Source organism: Pseudomonas sp. PL-6, from assembly GCF_054110165.1.
In genome coordinates, this window is record NZ_CM134189.1 from 1,975,725 (window position 1) to 1,995,722 (window position 19,998).

Here is a 19,998-nt window from a genome sequence, read left to right on the forward strand (position 1 = left end):
TAGTTGTGAACGCCGCGAGGTAGTGGTCATGAACCGGCAAATACTCTGTTTCCCCCTGTTGGCTGGCCTGCTGCTCGGCAGCGGCTGCGTGGCGCCGACAGCCAAGCCGGACGATCCCTATTACGCCCCGGTGTTGCCGCGCACGCCGCTGCCGGCGGCGCAGAACAACGGTTCGATCTACCAGGCCGGCTTCGAGAACGGCCTGTACGACGACCGCAAGGCGTTCCGCGTTGGCGACATCATCACCATCACCCTCAACGAGCGTACCCAGGCCAGCAAGAACGCCAACAGCGACATAGAGAAGGACAGCAGCGCCAACATGAGCATGGGCGCCCTGTTCGGCGGTGGCGTGTCGGCGACCAACCCGCTCACCGGTGGCCGCATGACCCTGGACACCGAGTTCTCCGGTTCGCGTGACGCCAGTGGGGCCAGTCAGGCGGGGCAGAGCAATAGCCTGTCCGGCTCGATCACCGTCACCGTCGCCGAGGTACTGCCCAATGGCATCCTCGCCGTGCGTGGCGAGAAGTGGATGACCCTCAATACCGGCGACGAGCTGGTGCGCATCTCCGGGCTGGTCCGCGCCGACGACATCGCCACCGACAACACCGTGGCTTCGACCCGGGTGGCCGATGCGCGTATCACCTATTCCGGCACCGGCGCCTTCGCCGACGCCAGCCAGCCGGGCTGGTTGAGCCGCTTCTTCCTCAGCCCGATGTGGCCGTTCTGAGCGAGGCTGTATCCATGAAATCCTGGCTGAACCCCCTAGCCGCGAGCTCCGCTCGTCAGGCGTTCAACGTCGCTCCGGCGCGCGAGTCGAGCTCGCCGCTGCGCGCTCTGCTTCCCGCGACCCAGGCGCGGCCGCTGCAGGCAAGCTCCTGCCGCCGGCAATTCGCCGCCGCCCATCGCGGCTATCGCCGCCGTGGCGCCAACGACTGGCTGCTGCTGGCGACCATGCTGGCGTGCCTGCTGCTGAGCCTGCCGACCCAGGCCGAACGGCTCAAGGACCTGGCCTCGATCCAGGGCGTGCGCAGCAACCAGCTGATCGGCTACGGCCTGGTGGTGGGCCTCAACGGCAGCGGCGACCAGACCACCCAGACCCCCTTCACCGTGCAGACCTTCAACAACATGCTGGCGCAGTTCGGCATCAAGGTGCCGCCGGGCGGCAACGTGCAGCTGAAGAACGTCGCCGCGGTGTCGGTGCATGCCGATTTGCCGGCGTTCGCCAAGCCGGGGCAGACCATCGACATCACCATTTCCTCCATCGGCAACGCCAAGAGCCTGCGCGGCGGCAGCCTGCTGATGACCCCGCTCAAGGGCATCGACGGCAACGTCTACGCCATCGCCCAGGGCAACCTGGTGGTCGGCGGCTTCGACGCCGAGGGCGGCGACGGCTCGCGCATCACCGTCAACGTGCCTTCGGCCGGACGCATTCCCGGCGGCGCCACGGTGGAGCGGCCGGTGCCCAGCGGTTTCGATCAGGGCAACAGCCTGACCCTGAATCTCAACCGCCCGGACTTCACCACGGCGAAGAACATCGTCGACCAGATCAACGACCTGCTCGGCCCGGGCGTGGCCCAGGCCATCGACGGCGGCTCGATCCGCGTCAGCGCGCCGCTCGACCCCAACCAGCGCGTCGACTACCTGTCGATCCTGGAGAACCTCGAAGTGCAGGCCGGCCAGGCGGTGGCCAAGGTCATCATCAACTCGCGCACCGGCACCATCGTCATCGGCCAGAACGTGCGCGTGCAGCCGGCGGCGGTGACCCACGGCAGCCTGACCGTGACCATCACCGAGGATCCCATCGTCAGCCAGCCCGAGGCCTTCTCCGGCGGCCAGACCGCCGTGGTGCCGCGTTCGCGGGTGGATGCCGAGCAGGAGGCCAAGCCGATGTTCAAGTTCGGCCCCGGCACCAGCCTCGACGAGATCGTGCGTGCGGTGAACCAGGTGGGCGCGGCGCCCTCCGACCTGATGGCCATCCTCGAGGCGCTCAAGCAAGCCGGCGCTCTCCAGGCCGACCTGATCGTGATCTGAGGACAGCGCCATGGATTCCCGACTTTCTGCAGGCCTGCTCGGCAACGGCAAGAGCCCCATCGACAGCGGCGCCTTCACCGACCTGAACCGCCTCAACCAGTTCAAGGTGGGCGGCGACAGCGAACAGAACATCCGCAAGGTCGCCGAGGAATTCGAGTCGCTGTTCATGAACGAGATGCTCAAGGCCATGCGTTCGGCCGGCGAGGCGTTCGGCGAGGGCAATTTCCTCAACAGCAACGAGAGCAAGACCTACCAGGACATGCACGACCAGCAGCTGTCGGTGACCCTGGCCAAGGAAGGGCGCGGCATCGGCCTGGCCGATGTGCTGGTGCGGCAGATGTCCAAGCTCAAGCAGCCCTCCAGCCGGCCCAATCCCTTCGCCCAGATCGAGCAACCGCTGAGCAAGGCGAGCGCAGCCGAGAGCGATAAAGTGGCCAGCAGCGAAGGCTTCCGCGACGAGGTGGCACTGCTCAACCGCCGCCGTCTGGCGGTGCCGGGCAAACTGGCCGACCGCCTGCTGGCCGGTATCGTGCCGTCTGCCGGGGAAGGCGAGGGCAAGGCCCTGGCCGGCGGCGACTGGATTCCCGCACAAAGCTTCGCCGCGCCCAAGGCCGATGGCCTGAGCCTGAACAACAGCGATGCCATCAGCGGCCGGCGTATCGCCCAGCCGCCGCTGGCGCCGGGCAAGGCCGCGTTCGCCTCGCCGCAGGAGTTCGTCGCCACCATGCTGCCGATGGCCGAGGCGGCGGCCGAGAAGATCGGCGTCGACCCGCGCTACCTGGTGGCCCAGGCCGCGCTGGAGACCGGCTGGGGCAAGTCGATCATCCGCACCCGCGACGGCGAGAGCAGCCACAACCTGTTCGGCATCAAGAGCCACAACAGCTGGGACGGCGAGTCGGCGCGGGTGCTGACCACCGAGTACAAGGGCGGCAAGGCGGTCAGGGAAGCGGCCAGCTTCCGCGCCTACGACTCCTACGCGCAGAGCTTCGACGACTACGTCAGCTTCCTGCAGAGCAACGGGCGCTACGAAAAAGCGCTGAACGCCACCGAGAATCCGGAGCGTTTCGTCAAGGAACTGCAGCAGGCCGGCTACGCCACCGACCCCAACTATGCGCGCAAGATCGCCCAGATCGCCCGCAAGATGCAGACCTACCAGGCCGTGGCGGCTGCCGATAGCGCCACCACAAGGACTTGAGGCTGAACCATGGCTGACCTACTCAGTATTGGCCTGTCCGGGCTTGCCGCCAGCAAGACCCAGCTCAGCGTCACCGGTCATAACATCACCAATATCAATACACCGGGCTATACCCGCCAGGATGCGGTGCAGGCCACGCGCATTCCGCAGTTCAGCGGCGCCGGCTATATCGGCTCGGGTACCAGCCTGGTGGACATCCGCCGCAGCTACAGCGAGTTTCTTACCAGCCAGTTGCGCTCCAGCACGGCGCTGGCCAGCGACGTGGCGGCCTACAAGAGCCAGATCGATCAGCTCGACTCCTTGCTGGCCGGCTCCACCACCGGCATCACCCCCTCGCTGCAATCCTTCTTCGCCGCGTTGCAGACCGCGGCGGAAGATCCGGCCAATATCCCGGCGCGGCAACTGGTGCTGTCCGAGGCCGAGGGCCTCTCGCGGCGCTTCAATACCGTTTACGAACGGCTCAATGAGCAGAACAACTTTCTCAACAAGCAGATGGTGGCGGTCAGCGACCAGGTCAACCGCCTGGCCACCAGCGTCGCCAGCCTGAACAACGCCATCGCCGTCGCGGCGGCCAACGGCCAGCAGCCCAACGACCTGCTCGATGCCCGCGACGAGGCGGTGCGCCAGCTGTCCACCTACGTCGGCGTCACCGTGGTGCCGCAGGACGACAGCAGCTACAACCTGTTTATCGGCAGTGGCCAGCCGCTGGTGGTGGGCGCCACCGCCAGCCGCCTGGAGGTCGGGCCGGGGAAGGGCGATCCCACGCGCTTCGAGGTTCAGTTCGTCAGCGGCAACTCGCGCCAGACCATTACCACCCAGCTCAGCGGCGGCGAGCTGGGCGGCTTGATCCGCTATCGCCAGGAGGTACTGGACTCCACCTTCAACAGTCTCGGCCGTCTGGCCCTGGCCGTCAGCGATCAGGTCAACAGTCAGCTGGGCCAGGGCCTCGACCTCAAGGGGCAGGTGGGGAGCGCGCTGTTCGGCGACTTCAACGATCCGGCGTTAGCAGCACTGCGCGTACGCGTTTTCAGTAGCAACAGCAGCAATGCCCAGCCCTTGCTCAACATAGGCGACACCAGCCTGCTGACCGCCAGCGACTACCGCCTGGAGTTCGACGGCACCAACTACACGGCGCGCCGCCTTAGCGATAACGCGATGATGAGCGTGACCGAGAATCCGCCCGGCACGCTCAGTTTCAGCGACAGCAATGGTCGCGACCAGGGCTTCACCATCGACGTCGGCACGCCAGCGCCGGCGGCAGGTGACATCTTCCTGCTGCAGCCGACCCGTCGTGGCGCCGGCGACATTGCTGTCGTGCTCGATCAGCCCGACCAGTTGGCCTTTGCCGCGCCGGTGCGGGCCGAGTCCAACCTGCAAAACCGCGGCACTGGCGCCATTAGCCAGCCCGACCTGCAGTCCGTGCTGAATCTGGGCAGCCTGACCGGCGCTCTGCCGGTAACCCTGACCTACGACGAGGCCGCCGGTGATTTTACCGTGCCGGCTGGCGCCACCCTGACCCGTATCAACGCCGATGGTACGCCGGCCGCACCGGCCACCTTTCAGCCCGGGCAGACCAATAGCTACGAACTGCAGCTGGCCGATGGCAGCACCCTGCGCCTGACCCTCAGCGGCCGGCCGCAGGAGGGCGACACCTTCGCCGTTGCCTTCAATGCGAATGGCGTATCCGACAACCGCAACGCGCTGAAACTGGCCGACCTGCAATCGAAGGCGGCCATCGGCGTCGATCCCGCCGCGCCAGGAAGTACCGGTGTGAGTTTCTCCGATGGCTACGGCGATCTGGTCGAACGGGTTGGCACCCTGACCGCTCAGGCGCGGCTGGATGGCGAGGCGACCACGGCGATTCTCAAGCAGGCCACCGACAACCGCGATTCGCTGTCGGGGGTCAACCTGGACGAAGAAGCGGCCAACCTGATCAAGTTCGAGCAGTACTACAACGCCTCGGCGCAAATCATTCAAGTTGCCCGCTCTTTGTTCGATACCCTGATCAGTTCATTTAGATAATCCGTAGGTGCGCAAGGCGCACCCTACGAATCCGTCAATGCTCGACGGTCGCATCAAGAGGCTCAAGCATGCGCATCTCTACCATCCAGGCATTCAACAACGGGGTTTCCGGCCTGCAGCGCAACTACGCCAATGCCATCCGTACCCAGGAGCAGATCAGCACCGGCAACCGCATTCTCACCCCGGCGGACGACCCGGTGGCTTCGGTGCGCCTGCTGCAGCTGGAGCAGCAGCAGTCGGTGCTGAGCCAATACCAGTCCAACCTGACGGCGGCGAAGAACAGCCTGACTCAGGAGGAGGTTACTCTCAATTCGGTCAATACCGTGCTGCAGCGTGTGCGCGAGCTGACCGTGCAGGCGGGCAATGGTGGGCTCGATCAGGCCGGGCGACAGGCCATCGCCGCTGAACTGGGCCAGCGCGAAGACGAACTGCTGGCGCTGATGAACACCCGCAATGCCCGTGGCGAATACCTGTTCGCCGGCTTCCAGGGCAAGACCCAGCCCTATCTGCGCACGGCCGATGGTAGCTATCTGTACCAGGGCGACGATGGCCAGCGCAAACTGCAGATCGCAAGCTCGCTGGAGCTGCCGATCAGCGACAGCGGTCGGGCGATCTTCGACAGTGGTCGCAATGCCGCGCGCCTGAGTATCGGCGGCAATCCGGCGGCGCCTGCCGCGCCAATCGTCAGCGGTGCGCTGGTGGACGACGAAGTGGCGTTTGCCAGCTTTCCCGCCGGCGGCATTCGCCTGGACTTCAACGATCCCGCCGATCCGCTGGCCTATACCCTGACCCCGGTGGACGAGAACGGCGTGGATGGCACGCCGGTCAGCCGACGCTTGGTGGAGGGGCAGGACAGCCTGGTGCAGTACGGTGGTGCGGCCTTCTACGTCAACGGCGTACCGCCTGCCGGATCGAGCTTCATGATCGCGCCGCCGGATACTGACCCGGCCACCGCGCCTGCCAACAGGGTGGGCATCCTCAATGCGATTGCTACTCTGCGTCAGTCTCTGGAAGACGCGCCCACTACCCCTGAGGGCAATCGCGAGGTGCGCGATGCCGTGGCGCTGGGCCTCACCAATCTGGACAACAATATGGTGGCCCTGGACCAGGTACGCGGGCAGATCGGTGCGCGCCTCAACGTGGTGGAAAGCTCGCTGACCGACAACGAGGACGTCACTTTGGTCAACAAGGCGGTGCAGGCCGAGCTGCGCGAACTGGACTACGCCGAGGCCCTGTCGCGCCTGGCCTTCCAGTCGGTGATCCTCGAAGCGGCGCAGCAGAGCTACGTGAAGATCGCCGGGCTCAACCTGTTCAACCAGCTGCGCTGATGGGGTTCTGTGCTGGGCGTAGGAGCGGCTTAAGCCGCAAAGCTTTCCCGGGCTAAGGAAAAGCCATTTGCCGTCACTCCCGCGAAGGCGGGAGCCCAGGAGCTACGCCGGCTCTGGATTATTTCCCTTCGGGCCAGCGCAAGCGCCGTTCAGCGATAGAGCTGCTGTCCTGCCTGCGCCCGACTGTTTCAGGGTTTTCCCGGGCCGCTAAAGCCGCCAAATCGCCATCCAATCCGACAGCCCTTTGGCGAACCCTCTACATCGATCCAGAAAATTTCATAACCAGCTGTTTTAAAACATAAAAAAAAACCACAAAAAAACGCGAAAAAAGCCTAAAGCCATCACCGATAACGCCGATACAAAAGACGAATGCGAAGTAACTGGGTGCCTGAGCAAGGCGACCGCCCAAGCGCTCGCAGCACCCGGCTCATCTGAGTACCAGCCCATTGGAGGCAACATCATGGCCCTTACCGTCAATACCAACATTGCGTCCCTGAACACTCAGCGCAACCTGAATTCCTCGTCCAAGTCGCTGGATACCTCGCTGCAGCGCCTCTCCACTGGTTCGCGCATCAACTCCGCAAAGGACGACGCCGCCGGTTTGCAGATATCCAACCGTTTGACCAGCCAGGTGAACGGCCTGGGTGTGGCTGTACGTAACGCCAACGACGGTATCTCCTTGGCGCAGACCGCCGAAGGCGCACTGCAGCAGTCAACCAATATCCTGCAGCGTATGCGTGACCTGTCTTTGCAGTCGGCTAACGGCTCCAACTCCTCCACGGAGCGCCGCGCTCTGCAGGATGAAGTCAGCCAGCTGCAGCAGGAGTTTAACCGCATCGCCGATACCACCAGCTTCGGTGGTCGCAAAATCCTCGACGGTACCTTCGGTACCCAGCAATTCCAGGTCGGTGCGAATGCCTTTGAAACCATTGATATGGCTTTGGGGAACTTCCGGGCAAGCAACGTGGGTAATAACACTCGCACCCTGGCGGGTACCGCAGCCAACGTCGGCCTCGGTCGAACCACTGCGGCTGCGGCAACGGCGGCGGCGAACAACGTTGCGGGTACCGTGACTATCGCGGGGTCGGCCGGTACCAGTACAGCAATCTCTGTCGCTGGCTTGAGCGCTAAGGGCGCCGCCGATGCGATTAATGCTCAGACCGGTACCACGAATGTCTCGGCCGATGCGCGTAACACCATTTCCATCGGTACGCTGTCTGCTAGCGGTCAGGTTACCTTCAACTTGACTGGTTCCAACTCCACGGCTGTAACCATTCGTGCCACCGTCACCACCAGTGACCTTAGCGCCCTGGCTACCGAAATCAATACTCAGAGCGGCCAAACCGGGATCAGTGCAGCGATTGAAGGTGGAGTCCTGAAGATGACCAGCGAGCGCGGTGACGACATCGTGATTGAGGGCTTCGCTCACTCTACTGCCAGTGCAACAGCTGTCGTCAGCACCTATGGCTACGACGGTACTGGCGCCGCTGTCGATACGACCACTCTGACCGATGGAACCACCGACTCGACTCGTGCGATCGGCACGGTCAAGCTGAACAGCAGCAAGTCCTTTACTTCGACTGCATCAAGCACCTCGGTGGATGCGGCCAACGCCCAAGTGAGTGCGTTGGATGCGGTGGATAAAATAAATATCACCACCGCCATTGGAGCGCAGAAGGCCCTGGACGTCATCGACTCGGCGCTGACATTTATCGATAGCTCGCGCGCTGAGCTCGGTGCTAAGCAGAACCGTTTCGAGAACACGATCTCCAACCTGCAGAATATTTCGGAGAACGCTTCTGCGGCCCGTGGTCGGATTCAGGACACCGACTTCGCCGCCGAAACTGCCAACCTGAGCAAGAATCAGGTGCTGCAGCAGGCCGGCACCGCGATCCTGGCCCAGGCCAACCAGCTGCCGCAGGCGGTACTCAGCCTGCTGCGTTAAGCTTGGGGCTGGTTGCTTTGAACCACGGGGGGTAGCGCTTGCGCTACTCCCCGCTTTGCCATCTGAGGTGAAGTTATGGAAATCAATTTGCTTGGCGGTATACCTGGTGCTGCAGCCGCCAGAACGGCGCGCAGCGACGCGGGCGCGCCGGCTTCGCTGAAAAAAGAGCCGGAGGATCGTCAGCCTGCATTGCCGCAAGCGCCGGAGCTCGGGCGTCAGCCGGTGGAGGAGGCGGTATCCAGTATCCGCGAATTCGCCCAGAGCATTCAGCGCAACCTGAATTTCAGTTTGGACGACTCGACCGGGCGGGTGGTGGTCAGGGTGACCGACGGCGTATCGGGCGAGGTGATTCGTCAGATTCCCTCTGAAGAGGCGCTGCGCCTAGCTGAAACCCTGGATGAGGTACGCAGTCTGCTGTTCAATGCCCAGGCTTGAATGCGTGACTGGTACGGTTATTGCTAATTTTGCGTGTTGGCGTGGTCTTCGCGTCAATCCATTGGCGAGGTGGAACTTATGGCTGGCATAACGGGAATCGGCTCAGGTGTCAACATTGATAGCATTGTTGGGGCCCTAGTCAATGCCGAGCGCGCACCCAAGGAGGCGCAGTTGGCGCGCCTGGAAAAGGCCTCCACCACCAAGTTCTCTGCACTGGGCCAGCTCAAGAGTGCCTTGAGCGAGATGCAGGTGGCGCTCAAGGAACTCAATAGTCCATCGCTGTTTGCAAAGCGTACGGTGACTTCGTCCAATACCGCTGCCTTGACGGCCAGTGCTGCCAGTGCTGCCTTGGCAGGTAATTACCAGGTCGAAGTCGAGCGTCTGGCGAGCGCTAGCAAGGTGGCGACCCAGGCTCTCGCCTCGAGCTTCAGTGCCGCGGGGGGCGGTACCCTAACGGTCAAGCTGGGCGCTGGCGACGATGCTGGCGTCGACGTGGCCATTGAGGCGGGCGACGACCTGGCCGCGATCCGCAACAAGCTTAACACGGCGCTGAAGGACAAGGGCGTCAGCGCCAATATCGTCAATGACCCGGCTGGCGGTACTTCGCGGCTGGTGCTCACCGCCAAGGAAACCGGTGCCGGTAAGGATATCTACATCGAGACGGCTGACGCCGCGCTCGGTGATCTGGCCATCGGCAGCATCGACTACAGCGATCTGGACAATCCCGTCGGTACGCTTGCCGCAGTCAGCGGCTCCGCCGCGGGCTACCTGGAACAGGCGTCGAACGCCGAGTTCAAGGTCGACGGTCTTAGTCTGAGCAGCGCCAGCAATACCATCGGCAACGCCATCCCTGACGTGACACTGAACCTGGTCGGCAAGACCGAAGCAGGCAAGCCTCTGACAGTGACTGTTGGTCAGGACAATGCCGGGGTCAAAAGCAGCATCAAGAAGTTCGTCGATACCTACAACAAGCTGATCTCCACCTCCAATCAGTTGACCAATGTCACCCAGGTTGGCGAGGGCAAGGCACCAGTCGTTGGCGGTCTGGTGGGCGATGCCACCGTGCGTACCCTGCTCGGCAGCGTGCGCAACGAGTTGGTCAACCCGGGCGGTGAGTCGGGGGATGCCGTGCGCATCCTGGCTGACCTTGGCATCACCACGCAGAAAGACGGCACCCTGAAGATCGACGACAGCAAGCTCGACAGCGCTTTAAAGGACAACTACGACGCGGTGGGCGCCTTTTTCACCGGTGACACCGGCTTGATGAAACGCCTCGAGCAGCGTACCGAGGGTTACACGCAATCCGGTGGCATTCTCGATGAGCGCATGAAGGGGCTGCAAACCACCATTAGCGGCATCGATAAGCAGAAAGAAACCCTCAATCGCCGTATCGAGCAGTTGCAGACCCGCCTACTGGCCCAGTTCAACGCCATGGATTCGCTGGTGGGGCAGTTGAACCAGACCAGTGATCGCCTGGCGCAGGCCCTGGGTAGTCTGCCCGGCGTGGTGAAGAAGGACAGTTGAGCCATGAGCAACCCAATCGACACCTACAAAACGGTCAACACTGCGCAGGACGTCAGCCCCTACCGTATCGTTCAGTTATTGCTACAGGGCGCCCTGGAGCGCCTGTCCCTGGCCCGCCATGCTCAGCTTGAGGGTAATCCGGAAGTTCGCGGCCTGGCCGTCGGCAGTACGCTGTCCATCATTGGTGCTTTGCAGGCCGGGCTGGACAAGGACCTGGGCGGCGAAATTGCCGAGAACCTGGACGCCTTGTACGACTATATGACCCGGCGCCTGGCCGGCGTGGCGTTGGACGATACGCCGCGCAGTCTGGACGAGGTGCAGGCCTTGTTGAGCCAGATCAAGGAGGCCTGGGACGCCATCGGCCCCGAGGTTGAGCCCGCATCGGCGAGTTAAATTCGCCTAAAGCTTTGCTGGCCAGAGCCGATACCCTAGGTATCAGCCAAACAGCAGAGCGAGAGCGACGATGAATGCAATGGCGGCCCTTCAGCAGTACCAGACCGTCAATACTCAAGCCCAGGCCTTCGAGGCCAGTCCCCATCGCCTGATTCAGATGTTGATGGAGGGGGGGCTGACCCGTATCGCCCAGGCGCGTGGCGCCATGGAGCGCGGGCAGACGGAGCTTAAGGGCGAGCTGATCAGCAAGAGTATCGCCATCGTCGGCGGCCTGCGCGAGGCGCTGGATCACCGCCAGGGTGGCGAGCTGGCAGCGAATCTGGATAGTCTTTACGAATACATGACGGGGCGACTGCTGCAGGCCAATCGCAACAACGAGCCGGCGTTGCTCGAAGAAGTGGCCGCGCTGCTGCGCGAGGTCAAATCCGCTTGGGATGCCATCGCCCAGTAAGGGCGTGGCATCGGAGGAGAAGGTTATGAATTCTACTGTCCAGCGTTTGCAGGCGACCGGCACGGCTCTGCGCGACGCCCTGGCCAAGCAGGACTGGGCGGCCATCGGCGAGCTGGACCTGCAATGCCGCATGGCGGTCGATGCGGCCATGGTCGAGAGTCGCGATGAAGAGCAGCTGCGCGGCAGCATGGAGAACCTGCTGGCGCTCTACCGTGAGCTGGTGACCGTTTGTCAGGCCGAGCAGCAGCGCTTGGCCGGCGAGTTGGTGCAGCTCAATCAGTCTCGCCAGGGCGCCAAGGTTTACCAGCTGTTCGGCTGATTTGGCCGCATTTTCCCGAGCTTAGCCGCCAGGTTTGGCTCGGTTTCCCTCTTTCAGTTTTCTCCTTTCTGCTTCTTTTTATCGGTTGCCACTACCCGACTGCGCGAACAGCTGCTTAGCTATGGTCATAGGCGAGCAAAAAAATTACGCCATAAAATTGACTGTATCCAAAATATTGACTTTACTAGTGGCCAATTGCCGGTGTGCGCCGAGGATCTGGCGCACAATTTCCTTCACTCCTCGAGTCAGATAAACACAAGATGTGGCGTGAAACCAAAATCCTGCTGATTGACGACAATGCCGCACGCCGCCACGAGCTGGCGATCATTCTGAATTTCCTCGGGGAAGAGCACCTCGCCTGTAGCAGTCAGAACTGGCAGGACGCGGTCACCGAGCTGAGTTCCAGTCGCGACGTGCTCAGCGTGTTGCTGGGCGAGGTCGAGTCCAAGGGCGGTGCGCTCGAGCTGACCAAGCAGATAGTCGGGTGGGACGAGTTCCTGCCGCTGCTGACGATCGGCGAGACCGCGGCTGGCGACTGGCCGGAGGACCTTCGTCGGCGCGTGCTGGCCAGCCTGGAAACCCCGCTGAGCTACAACAAGCTGCTCGATTCGCTGCACCGCGCCCAGGTCTATCGCGAGATGTACGACCAGGCCCGCGACCGCGGTCGGCAGCGCGAGCCCAACCTGTTCCGCAGCCTGGTCGGCACCAGTCGTGCGATCCAGCAGGTGCGGCAGATGATGCAACAGGTGGCCGACACCGAGGCCAGCGTGCTGATCCTCGGCGAGTCCGGCACCGGCAAGGAGGTGGTGGCGCGCAACCTGCACTATCACTCCAAGCGCCGCGAAGCGCCCTTCGTGCCGGTCAACTGCGGTGCGATTCCCGCCGAGTTGCTGGAGAGCGAGCTGTTCGGTCACGAGAAGGGCGCCTTCACCGGCGCCATCACCAGCCGGGCAGGGCGCTTCGAGCTGGCCAATGGCGGCACCCTGTTCCTCGACGAGATCGGTGACATGCCGCTGCCGATGCAGGTCAAGCTGCTGCGCGTACTGCAGGAACGCACCTTCGAGCGGGTCGGCAGCAACAAGACGCAGACCGCCGACGTGCGCATCATCGCCGCCACCCACAAGAACCTGGAGAAGATGATCGAGGACGGCAGCTTCCGCGAGGATCTGTACTACCGCCTCAACGTTTTCCCCATCGAGATGGCGCCGCTGCGCGAGCGTATCGAGGACATCCCGCTGTTGATGAACGAGCTGATCTCGCGCATGGAGCACGAGAAACGTGGCTCGATCCGTTTCAACTCGGCGGCCATCATGTCGCTGTGCCGCCACGACTGGGCGGGCAACGTACGCGAGCTGGCCAACCTGGTCGAGCGCATGGCGATAATGCATCCCTATGGGGTGATCGGCGTCGGCGAGCTGCCGAAGAAGTTCCGTCACGTCGACGACGAGGACGAGCAGCTGGCCGCCAGCCTGCGCGACGAGCTGGAAGAGCGTGCGGCGATCATGGCCGGTCTGCCGGGCCTGGACACCCCGGCCATGCTGCCGCCCGAGGGCCTGGATCTGAAGGACTACCTGGGCAATCTGGAGCAGGGCCTGATCCAGCAGGCGCTGGACGACGCCGGCGGCGTGGTGGCGCGTGCTGCCGAGCGTCTGCGTATCCGCCGCACCACCCTGGTGGAGAAGATGCGCAAGTACGGTATGAGCCGTCGTGAAGAGGAGGGTCAGGACGAGGATTGACTCGCCACTGATCCGTCCGCCGCTGGCGGATACTCGATCGATAAAGCCGGAGCTTTGACGCAGCCTCCGGCTTTATTTTTCAAGTGATTGAAAAATAAAGCTAAAAAACTAGGCACGGGGATTGCTAAGTCTCTCTCACCTGACCGTCTTCTGACGGTGCGTTGTGCGAGAGAAGAAGATGAAAGCAAGCGTTCGCCCCTCCGAGCCAGTCGAGTCGAGCCCTTCGGCGCCGCTCGAGCAAGCCAGTCGTGCCGGTCTGGAGCAGGCTTTCGCCCTGTTCAACCAGATGTCCAATCAGCTCAGCGAGTCCTACAGCCTGCTTGAGGCTCGCGTCAGTGAACTGAAGGGGCAGTTGGCGCTGGTCAGCGCCCAGCGCATGCAGGAGCTGGCGGAGAAGGAGCGTCTGGCCCATCGCCTGCAGAGCCTGCTGGACCTGCTGCCGGGCGGCGTCATAGTGATCGACGGCCAGGGTGTGGTGCGCGAGGCCAATCCGGTGGCGCGCGCGTTGCTTGGCCAGCCCCTGGTCGGCATGCTCTGGCGCCAGGTGATCGCGCGCAACTTCGCCCCGCGCGAGGACGACGGCCATGAGATCTCCATGAAGGACGGCCGTCGCCTGTCCATCGCCACCCGCTCGCTGCATGGCGAGCCGGGGCAGCTGGTGCTGCTTACCGACCTGACGGAAACCCGTCGCCTGCAGGATCAGCTGTCGCGCCACGAACGCCTCTCCGCCCTGGGGCGCATGGTCGCATCCCTGGCGCATCAGATTCGCACGCCGCTGTCCGCCGCCTTGCTCTACGCCAGCCACCTCAACGAGCAGGTGCTGCCGGCCGAGCAGCAGCAGCGCTTCGCCGGGCGTCTCAAGGAGCGCCTGCACGAGCTGGAGAACCAGGTGCGCGACATGCTGATCTTCGCCCGCGGCGAGCTGCCGTTGCCGGATCGCCTCGGCCCGCAGGCGCTGTTCGCCGCCCTGCGTGCCGCCGCCGAACCCCATGTGACCGGCATGACGGTGCGTTGGCAGTGCGACGTTCGCGCCGGCGAGCTGCTGTGCAACCGCGACACTCTGGTCGGCACCCTGCTCAACCTGATCGACAACGCCATCCAGGCGGGCGGGCGCGAGGCGCGACTGAAGGTCCACCTGTATCGCCGCGACAATCAGCTACGCCTGTGCATCAGCGACAACGGCCCGGGGATGGATGCTGCCACCCTGGCGCGCCTGGGCGAACCCTTCTTTACCACGAAGACCACCGGCACCGGCCTCGGCCTGGCGGTGGTCAATGCCGTGGCGCGCGCCCACCAGGGTCAGCTGCTGCTGCAATCGCGGGTCGCTCGCGGCACCTGCGCCATCCTTTCCCTGCCGCTGCTCGATGTGGCGCCCAGAATGAATCAGGAGTGATCCCCATGGCTGCCAAAGTTCTGTTGGTCGAAGACGACCGCGCCCTGCGCGAAGCCCTGGCCGATACCCTGTGTCTCGGGGGGCATGACTACCGTGCGGTGGATTGCGCCGAGGCGGCGCTGGTCGCCCTGAGCGAGGAGCCGTTCGGCCTGGTGGTCAGTGACGTCAATATGCCGGGCATGGACGGTCACCAGTTGCTGGCGCAGATCCGCGGCCGCTACCCGCAGTTGCCGGTGCTGCTGATGACCGCCTTCGGCGCGGTGGAGCGGGCGGTGGATGCGATCCGCCAGGGCGCCGCCGATTACCTGGTCAAGCCGTTCGAGCCGCGTACCCTGCTGGAGCTGGTGGCGCGACATGCCCTGGGCCGCTTGAGTGCGGGCGACCGCGACGGCCCGGTGGCGCTGGAGCCGGCCAGTCTGCAGCTGCTGGAGCTGGCTGCGCGGGTGGCGCAGAGCGATTCGACGGTGATGATCACCGGCGAGTCCGGCACCGGCAAGGAGGTGCTGGCGCGCTATATCCACCAGCAGTCGCCGCGTGCCGGTGGCCCGTTCATCGCCATCAACTGCGCGGCGATTCCCGACAACATGCTCGAGGCCACGCTCTTTGGTCACGAGAAGGGCGCCTTCACCGGCGCGGTGACGGCGCAGCCGGGCAAGTTCGAGCTGGCCGACGGCGGCACCATCCTGCTCGACGAGATTTCCGAGATGCCCCTGGGCCTGCAGGCCAAGCTGCTGCGCGTGTTGCAGGAACGTGAAGTGGAGCGGGTCGGCGCGCGTAAACCGATCAGCCTGGATATTCGCGTGCTGGCCACCAGCAACCGCGACCTGGCCGGCGAGGTCGCGGCCGGGCGCTTCCGCGAGGACCTCTACTATCGCCTGTCGGTATTCCCCCTGGCCTGGCGACCGCTGCGCGAGCGGCCCGCCGATATCCTGCCGTTGGCCGAGCGATTGCTGGCCAAGCACGTCAAAAAAATGAATCAGTCCCCCGTACGCCTGTCCGAGGCCGCCGCGCAGAGCCTGCTGCATCACCAGTGGCCGGGCAACGTGCGCGAGCTGGACAACGCCATCCAGCGCGCCTTGATCCTCCAGCAGGGCGGCGTGATCCAGCCGCAGGACCTGTGCCTGCATGCGCCCATCGGCCAGGCGGTGCAGGCCCCGGCGCCGCGTCTGGCGGTGGTGCCCAGTGCGCCGGCGGCCTCGCCGCAGGCGGTCGAGGCGCCGGGTGCGGTGGATGCCGGCGCGTTGGGCGAGGACCTGCGCCGCCGCGAGTTCCAGGTGATCATCGATACCCTGCGTGCCGAGCGCGGCCGCCGCAAGGAGGCCGCCGAACGCCTGGGCATCAGCCCGCGCACCCTGCGTTACAAGCTGGCGCAGATGCGCGATGCCGGTATGGACGTCGAGGCTTATCTCTACGCCAGCTAGTTTTGCTGGGCTGAGCAGGGGGGGGCTGATAGGGTGGCCTGGGTCCCCGCGAAGGCGGGGATCCAGCAGCAGCGTTCAAGTTGTCGAGACTTTTGTGGACGACTATTTTTAACGCCCGTGACTGTTGAAACATGAATTCAAAACAGGCCTCTGAGAAGCCCTTTATCCATTCAGGCATTTTCACAATCTGCAAAGGACTGCAGCATGAAACAGCCAGCCGTTTACATCATGGCCAGCCAGCGTAATGGCACGCTCTATACCGGCGTCACCGCCAATCTGCTTCAGCGAGTCTGGCAGCATCGAGAAGACGTTGTCGAAGGTTTTACCCGCCGCTACGGCGTGAAGATGCTGGTGTGGTGCGAGCAGCATGAGAGTATGAGTAGTGCGATAGCCAGGGAGAAGGCGATCAAGAAATGGAATCGAGCCTGGAAGCTGCGTCTAATCGAAGAGCGAAACCCGCAGTGGCGGGATCTTTGGTCGGAGATTGTTGGTGACTTCTCCATTGCCGCTGGATCCCCGTCTTCGCGGGGATGACGGGTCTGCTTCTTTCGTCTACCCCCTCGTTTCGTTGCTGCCCGAGCCTCTGAGGCTGTAGCAGCCTTTTCTGGCACCCTTGTTGCAAATACCCCTGCAACGCACCGCAAGTGTCAAAAAGCGGGCAGTGGAGGAAGTCATGAGCCAGGGTGTTGAATTCAATCGCTTGATGCTGGAAATGCGCGCCATGCAGTCCGAGGCGATGGCGCGGCAGAAGCCGGCCGTCAGCGAGCCGGTGCAGGGCGCGCCGAGTTTCTCGGAGATGCTCGGCCAGGCGGTGACCAAGGTCAACGAGACCCAGCAGGCCTCCAACAAGCTGGCTACCGCCTTCGAGATGGGGCAGAGCGGGGTGGACCTCACCGACGTGATGATCGCCTCACAGAAGGCCAGCGTGTCCTTCCAGGCCATGACCCAGGTGCGCAACAAGCTGGTCCAGGCTTATCAAGACATCATGCAGATGCCGGTTTGAGGGTTGATTGATGGCTGAAGCAGCAGTAGCAAACGTACCGGCCAAGGCGGACGCGGCGCAGGCCAAGGGCCCGTTGCTGGGTCTGAGCTTCCTGGAAAGCCTCGCGGACATGTCGGTGCTGCGCCAGCTCGGCCTGCTGGTCGGCCTGGCTGCCAGCGTGGCCATCGGCTTCGCCGTGGTGCTCTGGTCGCAGCAGCCGGATTACCGTCCGCTCTACGGCAGCCTCAACGGCATGGACGCGACCCAGGTGGTGGAAACCCTCGGCGCCTCGGGCATCGATTACACCGTGGAGCCCACCTCCGGCGCGCTGCTGGTCAAGGCCGACGACCTGGCACGGGCGCGCATGCGCCTGGCCGCCGCCGGCGTGGCACCGACCGACAACAGCGTCGGCTTCGAGATTCTCGACCGCGAGCAGGGCCTGGGCACCAGCCAGTTCATGGAAGCCACCCGCTACCGCCGCGGCCTGGAAGGCGAGCTGGCGCGCACGGTCTCCAGCCTCAACAACGTCAAGGCAGCGCGCGTGCACCTGGCCATGCCCAAGGCCTCGGTGTTCGTCCGCGACGAGCGCAAGCCGTCGGCCTCGGTGCTGGTGGAACTGTATCCGGGCCGCGCCCTGGAGCCGAGCCAGGTGATGGCCATCGTCAACCTGGTCGCCACCAGCGTGCCGGAACTGGACAAGGGCCAGGTCACCGTCGTCGACCAGAAGGGCAACCTGCTCTCCGATCAGCAGGAGCTGTCCGAGCTGAGCATGGCCGGCAAGCAGTTCGACTACAGCCGGCGCATGGAAAGCCTGCTGACCCAGCGCGTGCACAACATCCTGCAGCCGGTGCTGGGCACCGGCCGCTACAAGGCCGAGGTGGCCGCCGACGTCGATTTCAGCGCGGTGGAGTCCACCTCCGAGATGTTCAACCCGGACCAGCCGGCGCTGCGCAGCGAGCAGCAGGTCAACGAACAGCGCCACAGCAGCCTGCCGCCGCAGGGCGTGCCCGGCGCGCTGTCCAATCAGCCGCCCGGCCCGGCCGCGGCTCCCGAGCAGGCGACCGCCGCCGCGACGCCCGCCGGTCCGGTGGCGGCCGGCCAGCCGCTGGTGGATGCCAACGGCCAGCAGATCATGGACCCGGCCACCGGTCAGCCGATGCTGGCGCCGTACCCGGCGGACAAGCGCGAGCAGTCCACCCGCAACTTCGAACTGGATCGCTCGATCAGCTACACCAAGCAGCAGCAGGGCCGCCTGCGCCGCCTGTCGGTGGCGGTGGTGGTGGACGATCAGGTGCGCGTCGACCCGGCCACCGGCGAAACCAGCCGGGTACCCTGGAGCGCCGACGATCTGGCGCGCTTCACCCGCCTGGTGCAGGACTCGGTGGGCTTCGACGCCAGCCGCGGCGACAGCGTCAGCGTGATCAACACCGCCTTCACCACCTCGCTGGGCGAGGAAATTCCGGACATTCCGTTCTACACCCAGCCCTGGTTCTGGGACATCGTCAAGCAGGTGCTCGGCGTGTTGTTCATCCTGCTGCTGGTGTTCGGGGTGCTGCGTCCGGTGCTCAACAACATCACCGGTGGCGGCAAGGGCAAGGCGCTGGCCGGCGGCGACGTCGAACTGGGCGAGATGGCCGGCCTCGATGGCGAGCTGGCAGATGATCGGGTCAGCCTCGGCGGGCCGCAGAGCATACTGCTGCCCAGTCCCAGCGAGGGGTATGATGCGCAACTGAACGCGATCAAGAGCCTGGTGGCGGAAGACCCTGGCCGCGTCGCCCAGGTCGTGAAAGAGTGGATCAACGCCGATGAGTGACAACCGTACCCCCGCCAAGTTGAACAAGGTCGACAAGGCCGCCATTCTCCTGTTGTCGCTCGGCGAGACCGACGCCGCCCAGGTGCTGCGTCACCTCGGGCCGAAGGAAGTGCAGCGGGTCGGCGTGGCCATGGCCGGTATGCGCAATATCCACCGCGAGCAGGTCGAGCAGGTGATGGGCGAGTTCGTCGAGATCGTCGGCGACCAGACCAGCCTCGGCGTCGGCGCCGACGGCTACATCCGCAAGATGCTCACCGCGGCCCTCGGCGAGGACAAGGCCGGCAACCTGATCGACCGCATCCTGCTCGGCGGCAGCACCAGCGGCCTGGACAGCCTGAAGTGGATGGAACCGCGCGCGGTGGCCGACGTGATCCGCTACGAACACCCGCAGATCCAGGCCATAGTCGTCGCCTACCTCGACCCGGATCAGGCCGGCGAGGTGCTCAGCCACTTCGACCACAAGGTGCGCCTGGACATCATCCTGCGCGTGTCCTCGCTCAATACCGTGCAGCCGTCGGCGCTCAAGGAGCTCAACCAGATCCTCGAGAAGCAGTTCTCCGGCAGCGCCAACACAAGCCGCGCCACCATGGGCGGGGTCAAGCGCGCGGCGGACATCATGAACTTCCTCGACAGCTCGGTCGAGGGTCAGCTGATGGACTCGATCCGCGAGGTGGACGAGGACCTGTCGACGCAGATCGAGGACCTGATGTTCGTCTTCGACAACCTCGCCGACGTCGACGATCGCGGCATCCAGGCGCTGCTGCGTGAGGTGTCCTCCGAGGTGCTGGTGCTGGCGCTCAAGGGTGCCGACGAGGCGGTCAAGGACAAGGTGTTCAAGAACATGTCCAAGCGCGCCGCCGAACTGCTGCGCGACGACCTGGAGGCCAAGGGCCCGGTACGCGTCAGCGACGTCGAAGCGGCGCAGAAGGAGATCCTCACCATCGCCCGGCGCATGGCCGAGGCCGGCGAGATCGTGCTCGGCGGCAAGGGCGGCGAGGAGATGGTCTAAA

General features: G+C 64.3%; 18 protein-coding genes. All 18 read left to right on the forward strand.

What is annotated here, in order from left to right:
• Positions 1–28: 28 nt before the first annotated feature.
• Entirely contained in the window at positions 29–727 is a 699-nt protein-coding gene (flgH, locus tag ACW9UL_RS09190; protein ID WP_021443993.1) for a flagellar basal body L-ring protein FlgH, read from the forward strand.
• 224 nt (positions 728–951) lie between these two features.
• Positions 952–2,031: a flagellar basal body P-ring protein FlgI gene (locus tag ACW9UL_RS09195; protein WP_031303109.1), complete on the forward strand. Its 1,080-nt coding sequence runs from the start codon at positions 952–954 to the stop codon at positions 2,029–2,031.
• A gap of 10 nt (positions 2,032–2,041) precedes the next feature.
• Complete coding sequence (flgJ, locus tag ACW9UL_RS09200) at positions 2,042–3,226, forward strand: flagellar assembly peptidoglycan hydrolase FlgJ (protein WP_457790297.1); 1,185 nt, start codon at positions 2,042–2,044, stop codon at positions 3,224–3,226.
• Positions 3,227–3,235: 9 nt separating this feature from the next.
• Positions 3,236–5,248 carry a flagellar hook-associated protein FlgK gene (gene flgK / locus ACW9UL_RS09205; RefSeq protein ID WP_457790299.1) on the forward strand — a complete coding sequence of 671 codons (2,013 nt, stop codon included), beginning with the start codon at positions 3,236–3,238 and terminating at the stop codon, positions 5,246–5,248.
• A 68-nt stretch (positions 5,249–5,316) separates the two neighbouring features.
• Entirely contained in the window at positions 5,317–6,576 is a 1,260-nt protein-coding gene (gene flgL, locus ACW9UL_RS09210) for a flagellar hook-associated protein FlgL (protein WP_457790301.1), read from the forward strand.
• A 460-nt stretch (positions 6,577–7,036) separates the two neighbouring features.
• Complete coding sequence (locus tag ACW9UL_RS09215) at positions 7,037–8,521, forward strand: flagellin (RefSeq protein ID WP_457790303.1); 1,485 nt, start codon at positions 7,037–7,039, stop codon at positions 8,519–8,521.
• Positions 8,522–8,596: 75 nt separating this feature from the next.
• A complete protein-coding gene (locus tag ACW9UL_RS09220; RefSeq protein ID WP_457790305.1) occupies positions 8,597–8,956 on the forward strand; it encodes a flagellar protein FlaG in 360 nt (119 codons plus the stop codon).
• A 78-nt stretch (positions 8,957–9,034) separates the two neighbouring features.
• Entirely contained in the window at positions 9,035–10,480 is a 1,446-nt protein-coding gene (fliD, locus tag ACW9UL_RS09225; protein WP_457790307.1) for a flagellar filament capping protein FliD, read from the forward strand.
• Between the two features lie 3 nt (positions 10,481–10,483).
• Positions 10,484–10,873 carry a flagellar export chaperone FliS gene (fliS, locus tag ACW9UL_RS09230; protein ID WP_021444001.1) on the forward strand — a complete coding sequence of 130 codons (390 nt, stop codon included), beginning with the start codon at positions 10,484–10,486 and terminating at the stop codon, positions 10,871–10,873.
• Between the two features lie 70 nt (positions 10,874–10,943).
• Entirely contained in the window at positions 10,944–11,324 is a 381-nt protein-coding gene (gene fliS, locus ACW9UL_RS09235; protein WP_457790309.1) for a flagellar export chaperone FliS, read from the forward strand.
• A gap of 25 nt (positions 11,325–11,349) precedes the next feature.
• Complete coding sequence (gene fliT / locus ACW9UL_RS09240; protein WP_457790311.1) at positions 11,350–11,643, forward strand: flagellar protein FliT; 294 nt, start codon at positions 11,350–11,352, stop codon at positions 11,641–11,643.
• Positions 11,644–11,903: 260 nt separating this feature from the next.
• Positions 11,904–13,379 (forward strand): sigma-54 dependent transcriptional regulator, encoded by a 1,476-nt coding sequence (locus ACW9UL_RS09245; protein ID WP_457790313.1) that lies wholly within the window; start codon positions 11,904–11,906, stop codon positions 13,377–13,379.
• Between the two features lie 178 nt (positions 13,380–13,557).
• Positions 13,558–14,772, forward strand: coding sequence for a sensor histidine kinase (locus tag ACW9UL_RS09250; protein WP_457790315.1), 1,215 nt, complete (start codon positions 13,558–13,560; stop codon positions 14,770–14,772).
• Between the two features lie 5 nt (positions 14,773–14,777).
• A complete protein-coding gene (gene fleR, locus ACW9UL_RS09255; protein WP_457790317.1) occupies positions 14,778–16,193 on the forward strand; it encodes a sigma-54-dependent response regulator transcription factor FleR in 1,416 nt (471 codons plus the stop codon).
• Between the two features lie 204 nt (positions 16,194–16,397).
• Positions 16,398–16,727: a GIY-YIG nuclease family protein gene (locus ACW9UL_RS09260; RefSeq protein ID WP_457790318.1), complete on the forward strand. Its 330-nt coding sequence runs from the start codon at positions 16,398–16,400 to the stop codon at positions 16,725–16,727.
• A gap of 139 nt (positions 16,728–16,866) precedes the next feature.
• Positions 16,867–17,196 (forward strand): flagellar hook-basal body complex protein FliE, encoded by a 330-nt coding sequence (fliE, locus tag ACW9UL_RS09265; protein ID WP_021445177.1) that lies wholly within the window; start codon positions 16,867–16,869, stop codon positions 17,194–17,196.
• A gap of 10 nt (positions 17,197–17,206) precedes the next feature.
• Entirely contained in the window at positions 17,207–18,988 is a 1,782-nt protein-coding gene (fliF, locus tag ACW9UL_RS09270) for a flagellar basal-body MS-ring/collar protein FliF (RefSeq protein ID WP_457790321.1), read from the forward strand.
• Entirely contained in the window at positions 18,981–19,997 is a 1,017-nt protein-coding gene (gene fliG, locus ACW9UL_RS09275) for a flagellar motor switch protein FliG (RefSeq protein WP_457790322.1), read from the forward strand. The genes fliF and fliG overlap by 8 nt, the downstream gene beginning before the upstream one ends.
• The last annotated feature ends 1 nt before the right edge of the window (position 19,998 follow it).